This window comes from Streptococcus sp. ELY_86 (assembly GCF_058314495.1).
This window is the reverse complement of sequence record NZ_JBZFUK010000001.1, coordinates 152,498-166,682: the sequence shown is the minus strand read 5'-3', so window position 1 is coordinate 166,682 and position 14,185 is coordinate 152,498. Positions and strand designations below refer to the sequence as shown.

Here is a 14,185-nt window from a genome sequence, read left to right as displayed (position 1 = left end):
CGCATATAGTTTTTCTATATCGGATGATAGATAAAAACTATGTCTAAATTCCTGTTTTTCTGTGGTATGATAGAGGTATTAAACATTAGGAGGGTTTATGGAAAATCATAATTTTGAAAATGAAGGCCAGTTCAAGCGAAAAATGACCAGCCGTCATTTGTTTATGCTGTCTTTGGGCGGTGTTATCGGAACAGGTCTTTTCTTGAGTTCCGGCTATACGATTGCACAGGCAGGACCTTTGGGAGCGGTGATTTCCTATTTGATTGGCGCAGTGGTGGTTTATCTGGTCATGCTGTCGCTGGGAGAGCTGGCGGTCGCCATGCCTGTCACCGGCTCTTTTCATACGTATGCGACTAAATTTATCAGCCCGGGAACCGGTTTTACCGTCGCCTGGCTCTATTGGATCTGCTGGACTGTCGCTCTGGGAACGGAATTTCTGGGGGCAGGCATGCTTATGGGACGGTGGTTTCCTCATGTTCCGACCTGGGTATTTGCGACGCTTTTTGCCCTGATTATTTTTGGCATCAATGCCCTCAGTGTCCGCTCTTTTGCCGAGGCTGAATCCTTCTTTTCAAGCATTAAAGTGCTTGCCATTCTCGTTTTTATTGTTTTGGGAATTGGAGCTATGGTTGGAGTTGTTTCCTTTGATGGCAGGCATGAGGCTATTCTTTTCAAGCATTTGCTGGCTCACGGAGCTATGCCCAAAGGTTTTGCGGCTCTCGTTTCGGTTATGCTGGCAGTTAACTATGCCTTTAGCGGAACTGAGTTGATCGGTATTGCCGCGGGTGAAACAGATAATCCTAAAGAAGCAGTGCCCAAGGCCATTAAGACAACAATCGGGCGCTTGGTGATTTTCTTTGTGCTGACTATAGTGGTTTTGGCTTCACTTTTACCGATGAAAGAAGCAGGTGTGTCAAGCGCTCCTTTTGTTGATGTCTTTGATAAGATGGGCGTTCCTTTTGCTGCCGATATCATGAATTTTGTTATTTTAACGGCTATTTTGTCAGCAGGAAATTCAGGACTTTACGCTTCCAGCCGCATGCTTTGGTCTTTGGCCAATGAGGGTATGATCAGCCAAAAGGTTGTCAAAATCAATGAATACGGTGTTCCCATGCGGGCCTTGCTTTTGTCTATGGCCGGTGCTGTTTTGGCTCTGTTTTCAAGTATTTATGCTGCAGATACGGTTTATTTGGCGCTTGTATCTATCGCCGGTTTTGCAGTAGTGGTCGTATGGCTGTCCATTCCTATGGCGCAGATCAATTTCCGTAAGGAATGGTTAAAAGATCACAGCGAGAAAGAATTGTCATACAGAACGCCTTTTACGCCGGTATTGCCTTATGTGACTATTGTTTTATTGCTGATTTCCATTATTGGTATTGCTTGGGATGCTTCACAAAGAGCAGGGCTTTATTTTGGTGTACCCTTTATAGCCTTGTGCTATCTTTATTATTATTGGCGCTATGGTAAATTTTGAGGAGGTTTTATGGGACGTTTTAAAACATTGTTAGAACAGGAAGATTATTTGATTTTGCACGGTGCTCTGGGCACGGAGCTGGAATTTTTAGGGCATGACGTGTCGGGGAAACTGTGGTCAGCCAAATACTTGTTAGAAGATCCTGACTTAATTAGGTCTGTTCACGAGACCTATTTGCGTGCAGGTTCTGATATTGTAACAACTTCCAGCTACCAAGCCAGCCTGCAGGGGCTGCGTGATTATGGACTTAGTGAAAAAGAGGCTGAAAAGATTATTGCCTTGACTGTTGATTTGGCTAAAAAAGCTAGGGAAAACGTCTGGCGGGAATTAAGCGAGGAAGAAAAAGAAGCGCGTCCTTATCCTTTGATCAGCGGCGATGTCGGGCCTTATGCCGCGTATTTGGCTGATGGTTCCGAATACACCGGCGATTACGGTGATATAGATAAAAAAGCGCTCAAAGATTTTCACAGACCGCGCATTGCTGTCCTGCTGGAAAAAGGCAGTGATCTGTTGGCATTAGAAACTATTCCCAGTTTTCTGGAAGCCCAGGCTTTGGCCGAACTGCTGCAGGAGGAGTTCCCTGATGCCGAAGCTTATATGAGCTTCACTGCTCAAAACAGCAGCAGTATTTCTGACGGTACTGCTATAGAAGACGTCGCAGCTTTGCTGGACGGGGTACCGCAGATTTTGGCCTTGGGAATTAACTGCAGCTCACCCTTGGTTTATGCTGAGCTTTTAAAGAAAATCAACGCCGTTACCTCTAAACCGCTGGTAACCTATCCCAATTCAGGTGAGGTCTATGACGGTCAGCACCAGACATGGACTCAGACAGCTGACAAATCGCACACGCTTTTAGAAAATACCCTTTCTTGGCAAAATCTGGGAGCTAAAATTGTAGGAGGCTGCTGCCGGACGAGACCCAGTGATATTGAAAGCTTAAGCAAGGGACTAAAACTGCGCCGCTAAAACTGTACTTTAAACATTATCAAAAATAAAGGGGCTGAGTAAAAATTTTCAGTCCCTTTGATTTTAGCTATTTAAAAGGCTTACCACATCCTGCCAATTGCTGCCTTTTTGCAGGTGAACAAACTGGTAAGGACAGTCTTTGATATAATTTTTTTCCAGAAAATCGGGTGTATTCAGTCTGTGCCTTAAAAGTGAGGGTTTTGTTTCAGGAGGCAGCTCAAGAACCAGCGAATCATGAAAGAGATGATGGGGCAGTTTAAGAAGAGCAGCCGGAATTTCTTTTTCTAGTTCATTTCGCTCTTGGCTGCGAATTTGTTTGAGATGTTTCTTGTTTTTGGCAAACATGCCGTTATCAATGTAAAGCGACAGCGCTTTTTGCATGATGAGGTTGGTATCATAGTCAATTAAACTTTTGTAGGCCAGAAAACTTTTCAGAAGTTTTTTCGGCAGGACTAAGCTTCCCAAACGCAGAGCCGGAAAGAGTGTTGCCGAAAAAGATTTGAGGTAGATAACCTTGTCATTGGTATCCAAATAATGCAGGGAAACATTGGCTGTTTTATCAAGATCTGCCATATAGTCATCTTCTACAATGTAAACATCATATTTTTGCGCCAGCTCTACCAAAAGCTGTTTTTCTCTGAGGCTGTATGAGAGACCCAAAGGATTGGAGAGCCGCGGAATGGTGTAGAAAAATTTAATATCTTCCCGGCGGAAAAAATCTTCCAAGAGATTAAAATCAAGGCCTTCAAAACTGCGCTCAATAGTCAGATAAGGAAGATTTTGTGACTTCACCAAAGCATTCATGCGATGATAGGTAGGCTGTTCCAAAAGAATGGTCTGTTTTTTGTTGGGAAAGTCCATTTGGGACAAGATGTAGAGCGCCTGCTGAGTTCCGGACGTGACAGCAATATTTTCTTTTTTGCTGTAGACAGCCTGGTCTAAAAAAAGGTTTTGCAAAGACTGGGTCAATTCTTCCAGACCTTCCTGCCGGTGGTAATAATTGAAAAGGTAGTTTTCCCGGCCGACTAAGGTTTCGTTCATACAGGTTCTGAAATCTTCATAGGCCATATTGTTGTAATCGCTGGACGAAACCTTGGGGAGCGGTTCTTCCTCGTGACTGTCTTCAAAAACATAGTAACCGCTTTTCGGAACAGGGTAAATATATTTTTGATATTTTAATTCTGATAAGGCCTTTTGGACGGTGTCCTTGCTGCAGCTAAATTCAGAACTCAGCTGGCGGATAGAAGGAAGTTTATCCCCTCGTTTGAGTTTGCCGCTTTCAATTTGCTGAACAACAGCAGATAAAATTTCTTGATACTTACTAGTCATTTTGTCCCCATACAGTTTGATTTTGTCCCTATTGTACCTCATTCTAAAATTTCTTACAATGATTTTAAGTTTTGAAAAGAAATTGAGGAATTTTTATGATACCGCGTTTACTAGTGGCCAGTGATCTGCCCGGACTGGGCAAGGTTGCTCTGGCCGGCAGTCTGCCCATTATGGCAGCCTGTCAGGCAGAAACAGCTATTTTACCGACCGTTCTTTTGTCTTCACATACAGGCGGTTTTAAAAATATTCAAATAGATGATTATACCGACGGAATGGCTGGCTTTCTGTCACAGTGGCAGGAATTGGATCTTGTTTTTGATGGTTTGGTGACAGGATATTTAAAAAATAAGGAGCAGATTGCTCTGCTGATTGATTTTGCTGAAAAAAAGGAAGTTCCTCTTTTTGTAGATCCTATCATGGGGGATAATGGACAGTTTTATCAAGGATTTGATCAAGCTTATGCGCAAAATATCCGCCGTCTCTGTCAAAAGGCAGATGTCATTACGCCTAATCTGACAGAAGCAGCGTTCTTGGCTGATACGGCTTATCTTGGAGACGATTATAACTCAGCTGATATTGAGAATCTTTTGCGGCGATTGGCTGACATCGGTCCTGAAACGGTTATTTTGACAGGAGTGTCTTTTGAAAACGATAAGATTGGCCTAGCTCTGTATCAAAAGAAGACCGGTAAAACTATTTATGTCATGGCTAAACGCTACCCTCAGCTGTTTTACGGAACCGGCGATATGCTCACCGCTATCTTGGCAAGCGGCTATTTCCAGGGAATTGCTTTGGAAAAATCCGCCGGCTTAGCCTTAGCGTTTTTGGATAGGGCCATCCAGACTACTTTAGCGTTAAAGCGTGATTTAAAATATGGTCTCTGCTATGAGCCGCACTTGTTTGAGTTAATCAAACAGCACCAACTGTTACTGGAGGAGATAGAATGAAAAAAGAAGAATTGCGTCGGATAATAGAAGTCAGTCTTTTTGCTGCCTTAATCTTGGTCAGTGTTCAATTTTTACGGATACAAGTGGGACCGCAGTTTATTCACTTGGGGAATGCTTTGGTCGTTGTGGCTGTCCTTGTTTTTGGTTCTAAATTTGGCGCTCTAGCGGCGGCGCTGGGACTAGGCTTATTTGATATTTTAAATGGTTATGCAGCAGAAGTTTGGCTAACGATTTTAGAATCCTTGGTCGTCTGCTATGTCTTGCATTTGGTTTATGAGAAAGTCATGAAATCAGACGACAAGACAAGCAATATCCTTGCTGTTGGCATCATTGCCGCCCTGACAAAAATTGTTCTCAATTTAATCAAGTATACAATTATTAACAGCTTAGTGGGAAATCTGCCTTTGTTTGCAGCTATGACAGGAGCTCTTGTTAAAATTGCCGGAACTTTTGGAACTTCAATAGTAACAGCTCTTGCGGTGCCCTTGTTTTATCCTGTTTTCAAACGTATTGTCCAGGGCAAAAGACAATAGTCGAATGAAGTAAAAAAGAGGGAAACAACTATGATTCCGCTCTTTTTTATTATTCAAAAATGGCAGGTGCACACTGGTAGTGTTTTAAACAGCAGGCAAACCTTTCAGATAAACAGCCTTGTTTTATAAAACGAGTTTATCGCCAGCTAAAAAGCTGTTTTCAAAACTTTTCGGCGGATGAAAATAGTCTTTGCCGAATTCATCAATCAAACCATGAAATTCCTGAGCATCCTGATAAGTAAAAGGAGCCGGCAGCCGATTCAGCTGACGGCTCAAACTCTGATAATCGGTTAAGCCGGAAAGACCCAGATGGCTAAAGAGCGTTCTGGCGTATTTATCAGCAATGAACTGTGCTTGATCAAAGATATAGGTCAGAAGAACGTCGGCCGTTTCGGGACCGACACCGTGGAGTTTCAGCAGGGTTTGGCGCAGGTCTTGCCCGTATTGTTTCAGAGCAGAATGAGCATCTTCCTGATGCTCAAGATACCACTGTGAGACTGTCCGAATCGCCTTGCTTTTATTTTTCATAAAGCCGGCCGGGCGAACTAACAGTTCTAATTGCTCTGAGGACAGCTCCTGTATCCTGCGAAAATCGTAAGCTGTCTCAGCTTTGATCAGCTGTGTGGCGCGTGTGGCATTTTTTTCGGTCGTATTTTGAACGAGAATGGCTTCGATGATAATCTGCTGTTTGCTGTCAGCCGGCCACCAGTTAGTAGGCCCCATGTGTTGAAGCATTTTTTGATATAGGTCGTATAAAGTAAGTTCCATAGGATAGATAGCAGGCTTTCTCTTAGAATAACCTTACTTTAACAAATTATCCAAGCATTTTCAAATAGACAATAAGCCCAGCCCCTAAAGGAGCTGAGCTTTATGTACTTATGGAAAAATTAGTTTTCTTCAATAACCAGTTTGCCGTCTTTCATGTCAGCTTTGAGGTGCTTGACATCGGTATGATCTAAGTAGAAGTCAGTAACTTTGTCACGGATTTCCTGTTCGATAACGCGGCGAAGCGGCCGAACGCCCATGGCTTCATCGTAGCCTTCTTCAATCAGATGCGCCTTAGCACTGTCGCTGACAGTCAGATCAATTCCTTTTTTAGCGAGCGTGATATTTACTTCAGAAAGCATCAGCTCAACGATTTCGTCCAAATCTTCCTTGGTCAGATGTGAAAATTCAATGACAGCGTTGAAGCGGTTGAGGAATTCCGGACGGAAGTAAGGAGCGATACGGTCCATAATTTTGACATCCTCGTCTTTTCCGCTAAAGGCTTCATTGCCAAAACCGGCATTTGATGTTGCAATGATAACAGTGTTTTTGAAATTGATGGTATTGCCCTGACCGTCAGTTAAGCGGCCGTCGTCCAAGACTTGCAAAAGCAGGGTGATGACTTGCGGATCTGCTTTTTCGATTTCATCAAGCAGGACGATAGAATAAGGATTGCGGCGTACACGTTCGGTAAGGGTGTTGCTGTTATCATCATAGCCCACATAACCGGCGGTTGTCCCAATCAATTTAGAAACAGCTGTGCGATCACTGTATTCGGACATATCAAGACGAATAATAGCATCTTTTGAGCCGAACATGTCAAAGGCCAGCTGCTTAGCCAGCTCAGTCTTGCCGACACCGGTAGGTCCCACAAAAAGGAAGCTGCCGATAGGGCGGTTGCCCTCATCAAAACCGGCACGATTGCGGCGGATAGCACGGGAAACAGCTTCAACCGCATCATCCTGTCCGATAACTTTGCCCTTGAGACGGGAAGTCATTTCTTTCAGCCGTTCAATATCGCTGGTGCCCATCTGTGAAACCGGAATACCAGTCAGTCTTTCGACAGCTTCGGCTACGTCATTTATGGTTGCTGTTACCTTGTTGCCTTCCGTATGATTATCAATTTGAGCTTGCAGCTTATCAATCTTAGTTTTAGCTTTCAAAGCTTCTTCATAATCTTCTTTGTCAACCGCTGTTTGCTGTCTGTCCTTTTCTGCCTGAATTTCTTTTTCAAGTGTCTTAACATCTGTCACCGGATGCTGAGCAGCCAAGTGAGCAGCAGTCATGTCTATAAGGTCAATAGCCTTATCCGGCAGGCTGCGCTGCGGAATATATTGGACTGACAAATCAACCGCAGCCTTTAAAACCTCCTTAGGCAAAACAACATTGTGGTGTTTTTCATAGAGAGCTGAGATTCCCTGTAAAATCTTATAGGTATCTTCAGCAGAAGGAGCATTGACCTTAACTTCATTAAAGCGGCGAGCCAGAGCAGCGTTCTTCATGATGGTGTTGCGGTATTCGTCCTGAGTCGTTGCACCGATAACAGTCAATTCACCGCGGGAAAGAGCCGGTTTGAGAATATCTGCCAAACCTTTGGAGCCACTGTCGCCGCCCGTGCTTCCTGCACCGAGAACTTGGTGAATTTCATCGAAGAATAGGATGATATTGCCGGCTTCTTTGACTTCGCTGACCAAATTTTGAATATTTTCTTCAAAGGATCCGCGATACTGTGTGCCTGCTTCCAAACCGGAAATATCAATAGAAATGATTTCCTTGTTTTTAATAGCAGCAGGGACATCACCGTTGACAATAGCCTGAGCCAGACCTTCCACAACAGCCGTTTTACCAACACCCGCGTCGCCAACGAGAACAGGATTGTTCTTTGTACGGCGGGAAAGGATTTCGGCTGTTTCTTGAATTTCCTTATTGCGTCCGATGACCGGATCCAGCTTACCGGCGCGTGCTTCGTCTGTCAGATTGCGGCCCAGTTTGGCTAAAATACCATCTTTCTTTGGTGCATTAGGAGCAGCTTCTTGATATTGCTGAGCGTCAGCATTAGCAGGGAGTTTGCCTGTTTGCCGGTATTGTGCAAACTCTTCGGGGCTTACCTCGCGGCCGTTAATCAGGTAGCGGCGTCGTTCTGAGTTGTAGCCTCCCATATTTCCCATTAGTTGATTGAAAATGTCATCCATGTTTCCAAATGGATCACGTCCGTAAAAGTCATTTGCCATAATTATTACCTCTTTTTGTTAAAATAATAGCTGAGCTAATTATACTATAACAGTTACAAAGCCTTTCTCAAAGTAAAGCCTTGCTGTTACAGCCTTTATCAGCTATTTGTCTATATTATAACACCTGTGTTGTTATATATCAAGGAATATATATTATATAATAAAAATATTTTCTGCCAGTCTTAAAAAAATATATATGGGTTGACTTATTTTCAGAATATGATATGATATTAGAGGTTTTGAAAAAAACTGACCTAAGACAGCAGGGGAGCCGTGCTCATAATATTCCTGCCGAGGCACAAAACGTAAACTTAAAAAACGTATTGTACTTTCGTGTCTGGGTTTGGGTACGATTTTTTTATTGTATCCAGCCAAAAATAAAAACGGAGGTTAAACACTGATGAGTGAAGCAAGTATTGCTAAAAAAGCAGAATTAGTTGATGCTGTTGCTGAGAAAATGAAAGCAGCTGCAAGTATCGTTGTTGTTGATTCACGCGGTCTTACTGTAGAACAAGATACTGTTCTTCGCCGTTCACTTCGCGAAAGCGATATTGAATTTAAAGTAATCAAAAACTCAATCCTGCGCCGTGCAGCTGAAAAAGCCGGTCTCGAAGGACTTGATGATGTCTTTACCGGACCGTCTGCTGTAGCATTTTCAAATGAAGATGTTGTTGCACCGGCTAAAATTATCAACGATTTTGCTAAAAATGCTGAAGCACTTGAAATCAAAGGCGGTGCAATCGAAGGCGCTGTTTCTTCTAAAGAAGAAATCATGGCTCTCGCAACACTTCCAAACAGAGAAGGACTTTTGTCTATGCTCTTGTCTGTACTTCAAGCGCCGGTCCGCAACGTTGCATATGCTGTCAAAGCTGTTGCAGAAAGCAAAGAAGACGCTGCTTAAGTCTTCAAACAGCAGCCTGAAGCTGCAAACTATTTTATAAAAAAACACATTTGGAGGAAATTAACAATGGCATTAAACATTGAAAACATTATTGCTGAAATTAAAGAAGCTTCAATTCTTGAATTGAACGACCTTGTAAAAGCTATCGAAGAAGAATTTGGCGTAACTGCAGCTGCCCCTGTAGCTGTTGCTGGTGCAGCCGGCGGAGAAGAAGCTGCAGCTAAAGATTCATTTGACGTTGAATTGACTGCCGGCGGTGACAAGAAAGTTGCTGTTATCAAAGTTGTTCGTGAAATCACAGGCGAAGGTCTTAAAGAAGCTAAAGGTCTTGTTGATAACGCACCATCAGTTCTTAAAGAAGGTGTTGCAGCAGCAGAAGCTGAAGAACTTAAAGCTAAACTTGAAGAAGCTGGAGCAACTGTTACGCTTAAATAATAGAGTATCGCAATTTGATTGCGGAAGCCTAGTAAATCAAGGCTTTAGAATTGCTTAGAGCGATTAAAAATCGGTGGGGAATGATATCATTCCCCACCAAAACCCCACCAAGATTTAATCTTGGTGGGGTTTTATTTTTTGTAAAAATTCATGGTATAATATGTATAAATATCGCTAAGGGTACCCTTAGTCTATTGCTTACACAATAGACTAAGGGTACCCTTAGTCTATTGCTTACACAATAGACTAATACTATCAGCTCTTAGAGAAATCTGTTTAGGAGTCTATTTCATGGCAATAAAGAGAATTACATTAAAAGAGAGTATGAATCGCTCTGTTCAAGCAATTATGCCACTTGATGAAGAGAAAGATGTATTTGCAAAGAAACTAATCAGCTATTTAACGCATTTATATGATAAGAAAGATGAATCTGAGGAGTACCAAAAAAATCTTCTTAAAGTATTTTTGGAAGGAATTATGCCTCATAATTTCATTAATACTTCCAGTAGAATTGATTTAGCGATTTATAATGGTAAAGATGCTAATTCTTCTCTGGGTGTTCTTTTTGAATGTAAAAGTTTGTCTAATAAAGCAGAGATGATGACAACGGATAGAATCAATGCTAAAGCTTTTCAAGAAATAATTGCTTATTATCTATATGAACGACTTTTTGAAAAAAATCTTGAAGTTAAGAAGTGTATTATCACAAATGGTCTATCTTGGTTTATAGTAGAAGCTAAAGAGTTTGAAAAACATTTCTTTAAGAATAAAAAATTAGTTGATCTGGTAACTAAATTTAGGAATAATCAACTGTCCAGCAATAGAACTGATTTTCTCTACTTACAAGTAATTGCACCTGAAATTGACAAAGCGATTGAAAAAGGAATTGTAATCGCACACTTTGACCTTAGTCAAGCTCTAGTTAAGTCCAGCAAGTCTATTGAAATTAAGAAAACTAATCTAACTCAACTATATCGATTTTTTACAGCTGAAAATCTTCTTAATAAAGAAATTTTTACAGATTCTAACAAACTTAACAAAAATTTCTATGATGAATTACTTTATTTAATGGGACTTGAAGAAACTAAATCAGGGACTTCAAAAATTATTTCTCGATTAAAACCAGCTAATCGACAACGTTATTCTTTTGTAGAGAACATTATCGAAAAGTTGGATACAAACGATGTTCCAAAAGATAAACAAGAAGAAATTGCCATTCAGTTGACAGTTGTATGGATAAACAGAATTCTTTTTTTGAAGCTATTAGAGTCTCAGCTTGTTCTTTTTAATAAGGATGAGTCATATCGCTTCTTGACTTATGAGAAACTATCTAGCTTTGAGGAAGTTTACAATCTCTTTTTTGCAGTTCTAGCTAGAAAAATCTCCGAACGAAACGAGAGAGTTCAAAAGAAATTTGGTTATATTCCTTATCTGAATTCATCACTTTTTGAAGAGACTGAATTGGAAGTTTCGCGTGATGGAATTGGCATTGATAGACTACCAGAGGGATATATTGAAATCTTTTCAAAAACCGCCCTTAAAGGTGCAAATAAAAAACGTAAAAAGGGAAACATCAATTTTATTGAATACCTTTTTGAGTTTTTAGATGCTTATGATTTCTCAACTACTATCACTCATCATGAGAAATCAAAAAATGACCTTATCAATGCTTCAGTTCTTGGACTGATTTTTGAAAAAATCAATGGCTATCGTGACGGTTCTTTCTACACACCTGGAAATATCACCATGTATATGTCTCGTAAAGCTATAAGAACAGCAGTAGTAGATAAAATCAATAGCGCACTTGACTGGCAATGTGAAACAATCGAAGATATTAAGTTTAATATACGTAATGCTCAGATTGCTAAAAAGGTATCAGATGCGATTGATAGCTTGAAGGTATGTGACCCCGCTGTGGGGTCAGGACACTTTCTTGTCTCAATCTTGAATGAAATTATTGCTCTAAAAAGCGATTTAAATGTTCTCTTTGACGCTGACGGTAATCATATTGGAAATTTAATTCAATGCTACGTCATCAATGATGAGTTAGTTATCCAAGATATGTCAGGAAATAACTTTGTTTATCAGACAGGTAATCAGCAATCTGAACAAGTTCAAAAAGCAATTTTCAGCCAGAAAAGGCATATTCTGGAAAATTCGCTCTTTGCAGTGGATATTAACCCAAGTTCGGTCAATATTTGCCGTTTGCGTCTCTGGATTGAACTCTTAAAGTCCTCTTATTATTATCAGGATACTGATACCAACCAACCTGTTTTAACGACCTTACCAAATATTGATATCAATATCAAAGTGGGGGATAGTCTTCTACATAAGTTTAATTTTGACTATGAATTTGATATGAGAAAAACAGATTTCAAGGACTATCTATCTCTAGTTAAAGACTATAAGGATACAAATAATAAACGGATTAAAGCTGAAATTTGGGAGAAAATAGAGAATCTCAAGCGTTCCTTTGATGATACAGCCTCAAGTCCTGAATTAAAGAAATTATCCCGTCTCCTATCCGAACGAAACAAGGCTGGTGCCATTAGCTTATTTGAGGAAGAAAATAAAAACTCTAAAGAAGTAGTGGAATTAAATAAGCAGCTTGCAAAAGCTGAAAAGGAATTGGAATACAGACTGAAAAATCCATTATTCGCTAAAGGTATGGAATGGCGAATGGAATTCCCTGAAATCTTGGGAGAAGCTGGAGAATTTATCGGATTTGACCTTGTAATTGGGAATCCGCCTTATATCTTTGCACGTAACCAATCTTTCACTGATGAGATGAAAGCCTACTACTCAAGGACTTATCAAGTAAGTGAGTACCAAGCCAATACCTATACTATTTTTATGGAATTGACTTATCAACTCTTGCGTAAAGGTGGGACATTCTCCTATATCATTCCTAATAACTTTTTGACCATTCAGACTAATTCAAGGGTTCGTCAGTTTATCACAGAGCAGACAAGTGATGTTGTCCTGATAAATTCTCTGGACAAAATTTTTGCGGACGCTAGCGTAGATAACTGTATCATTTTCTTCAAGAAGAATGCTCCAAACTGGATTGAAGTAGCAGAACTACACCATGGCGAGTATAACACTGTCGGACGAGTTGAGCCAGATTTCTTTGGAGAAATCCCTACTTTTTCAATCTCGATGGTCAAGTACCGTCAGGCGATTGATATCTTTTGGAAAGTCAACCATTTTCCAATACTAGGACGACCAGAAATTTCGACTGTAAAATCTGGAATCAAAGCTTATGAAACTGGAAAAGGGAATCCTAAAATGACCGCTCAAGATAAGGATAATCGAATTTATCATGCAAGAGAAAGGTTAGACGATTCATACCGTCCCTATCTTGATGGCGAGAATGTGTCACGCTATAAACTGACTTGGAATGGCGAATATGTCAAGTATGGTGAAAATTTAGCTGCACCAAGAGATAAAGAAATTTTTGAAAAACCACGAATTTTAGTTCGTCAGATTCCAAGTAAATCAACTTATGCTGTTGAAGCTGTTTATACTGATAGTGATGTTATTAACGACTTAAACTCCATGGTAATCACAGATATTCAGGTTAATCCTTTTTATCTGTTGGGTGTTTTGAACTCTCGTATTATTTCCCTTTGGTTCTTCATGAAATTTGATAAATTTCAACGTCGTATTTTTCCACAGTTCAAAGTCAATGAACTTGGAGATTTTCCAATTCCAGATGTCACTGACTTTCAGCAAGAAGAAGTAGCACAGATTGTTAAGCAACTGATGGAGGAGATGAAAAAAGAATCTCCTGACATTGAAAAAGTAAATCAGCTTAATCTGGCGATAGATGACTTAGTTATGGATTTGTTTGATTTGACTGAGGCGGAAAAACAAATAGTAAGAAATTTTGAAGTATAGAAGGTAGGTTTAAATGGCAAAAAGTTTTAAAAGTCAACTTAAAAGTATTGAGAGAGATTTAGTTAGAGAAACGAACAAGATGGTAAAAAAGGCTAATAAGAAGCTTGATCCTGTAGTCCTTCCAACACAACTAGACTCCTCTAGGTCAGCTCTCAATTTTAACGAATATCATCAGGATAATAGTACTCATGTTTCAGTTAATGGAGATTTGATGAACTCACAGATTGGTGGACAAAATAATACGTTAAATATTACCTATACTGAGATGGAAGTTGAGAGAGTATTTGAGAATATCAGAGAGTACTCTAGGACATTAGATGAAGAAGAACAGACAGAATTAGTGACAATTTTAAATGAGATACAGGAAGTCGGAAAAGTTGGTAATCATCAAACTTTCTTTGAAAAGCACCCGATACTAGCAATGGCTCTCAGTGCTACTGTAAGTTGGGGAGTTGAGAATGGAATTGATAGATTAGTTAGTGTCATTTCAAATACATTTAAGTGAAAAGTTTAATTTATGGTACGATAAGTATTTTGTGAATAGCATTATACCTGAGGCATTGGGCAAGTTACGAACCGATAGTATTTTTAAAATGGGATTTATGGTCAAAAATTTAATTGATAATTTCATAGAAGTAGATCTACCAAAATCTTATCTAGAAGATGTACCATTGGAAGAATTGTTCTTACCAATGAAAAACTAT

11 protein-coding genes and 1 other annotated feature are annotated in these 14,185 nt (G+C 40.2%); of the genes, 8 read left to right on the top strand and 3 right to left on the bottom strand.

The window, feature by feature from the left end:
- The first annotated feature begins 97 nt into the window (after positions 1 to 97).
- Both AC4HAN_RS00775 and mmuM read left to right on the top strand, forming a co-directional pair.
- Positions 98 to 1,474 (top strand): amino acid permease, encoded by a 1,377-nt coding sequence (locus AC4HAN_RS00775; RefSeq protein ID WP_491090552.1) that lies wholly within the window; start codon positions 98 to 100, stop codon positions 1,472 to 1,474.
- Between the two features lie 9 nt (positions 1,475 to 1,483).
- Complete coding sequence (gene mmuM / locus AC4HAN_RS00770) at positions 1,484 to 2,440, top strand: homocysteine S-methyltransferase (RefSeq protein ID WP_491090551.1); 957 nt, start codon at positions 1,484 to 1,486, stop codon at positions 2,438 to 2,440.
- A gap of 63 nt (positions 2,441 to 2,503) precedes the next feature.
- Here mmuM and AC4HAN_RS00765 read toward each other — a convergent pair whose 3' ends face one another.
- Entirely contained in the window at positions 2,504 to 3,769 is a 1,266-nt protein-coding gene (locus AC4HAN_RS00765) for an aminotransferase-like domain-containing protein (RefSeq protein WP_491090550.1), read from the bottom strand.
- A 95-nt stretch (positions 3,770 to 3,864) separates the two neighbouring features.
- Here AC4HAN_RS00765 and AC4HAN_RS00760 point away from each other — a divergent pair, with 95 nt between their 5' ends.
- Together AC4HAN_RS00760 and AC4HAN_RS00755 are read left to right on the top strand one after the other, a co-directional pair.
- Positions 3,865 to 4,716: a pyridoxamine kinase gene (locus tag AC4HAN_RS00760; protein ID WP_491090548.1), complete on the top strand. Its 852-nt coding sequence runs from the start codon at positions 3,865 to 3,867 to the stop codon at positions 4,714 to 4,716.
- Entirely contained in the window at positions 4,713 to 5,249 is a 537-nt protein-coding gene (locus tag AC4HAN_RS00755; protein ID WP_491090547.1) for an ECF transporter S component, read from the top strand. Before AC4HAN_RS00760 ends, AC4HAN_RS00755 begins: the two co-directional genes overlap by 4 nt.
- 123 nt (positions 5,250 to 5,372) lie before the next feature.
- Here the strand turns inward: AC4HAN_RS00755 and AC4HAN_RS00750 are convergent, their stop codons facing one another.
- Together AC4HAN_RS00750 and AC4HAN_RS00745 are read right to left on the bottom strand one after the other, a co-directional pair.
- Entirely contained in the window at positions 5,373 to 6,017 is a 645-nt protein-coding gene (locus AC4HAN_RS00750) for an endonuclease III domain-containing protein (RefSeq protein ID WP_491090545.1), read from the bottom strand.
- 119 nt (positions 6,018 to 6,136) lie between these two features.
- The gene (locus AC4HAN_RS00745; RefSeq protein ID WP_491090543.1) at positions 6,137 to 8,245 is read right to left on the bottom strand and encodes an AAA family ATPase; all 2,109 of its coding nucleotides are present in this window, start codon (positions 8,243 to 8,245) and stop codon (positions 6,137 to 6,139) included.
- Positions 8,246 to 8,480: 235 nt separating this feature from the next.
- Positions 8,481 to 8,613: a sequence feature (ribosomal protein L10 leader region), on the top strand.
- 32 nt (positions 8,614 to 8,645) lie between these two features.
- On the opposite strand from AC4HAN_RS00745, the gene rplJ reads away from it, so the two are divergent.
- The 4 genes from rplJ to AC4HAN_RS00725 all read left to right on the top strand — a co-directional run bounded on the left by rplJ (position 8,646) and on the right by AC4HAN_RS00725 (position 13,986).
- Complete coding sequence (gene rplJ / locus AC4HAN_RS00740; RefSeq protein ID WP_491090541.1) at positions 8,646 to 9,146, top strand: 50S ribosomal protein L10; 501 nt, start codon at positions 8,646 to 8,648, stop codon at positions 9,144 to 9,146.
- A gap of 66 nt (positions 9,147 to 9,212) precedes the next feature.
- Positions 9,213 to 9,581, top strand: coding sequence for a 50S ribosomal protein L7/L12 (rplL, locus tag AC4HAN_RS00735; protein WP_027976153.1), 369 nt, complete (start codon positions 9,213 to 9,215; stop codon positions 9,579 to 9,581).
- A 291-nt stretch (positions 9,582 to 9,872) separates the two neighbouring features.
- Positions 9,873 to 13,481 carry a type IIG restriction enzyme/methyltransferase gene (locus AC4HAN_RS00730; protein WP_491090539.1) on the top strand — a complete coding sequence of 1,203 codons (3,609 nt, stop codon included), beginning with the start codon at positions 9,873 to 9,875 and terminating at the stop codon, positions 13,479 to 13,481.
- A gap of 13 nt (positions 13,482 to 13,494) precedes the next feature.
- Positions 13,495 to 13,986: a hypothetical protein gene (locus AC4HAN_RS00725; RefSeq protein ID WP_491090538.1), complete on the top strand. Its 492-nt coding sequence runs from the start codon at positions 13,495 to 13,497 to the stop codon at positions 13,984 to 13,986.
- Positions 13,987 to 14,185 lie beyond the last annotated feature (199 nt).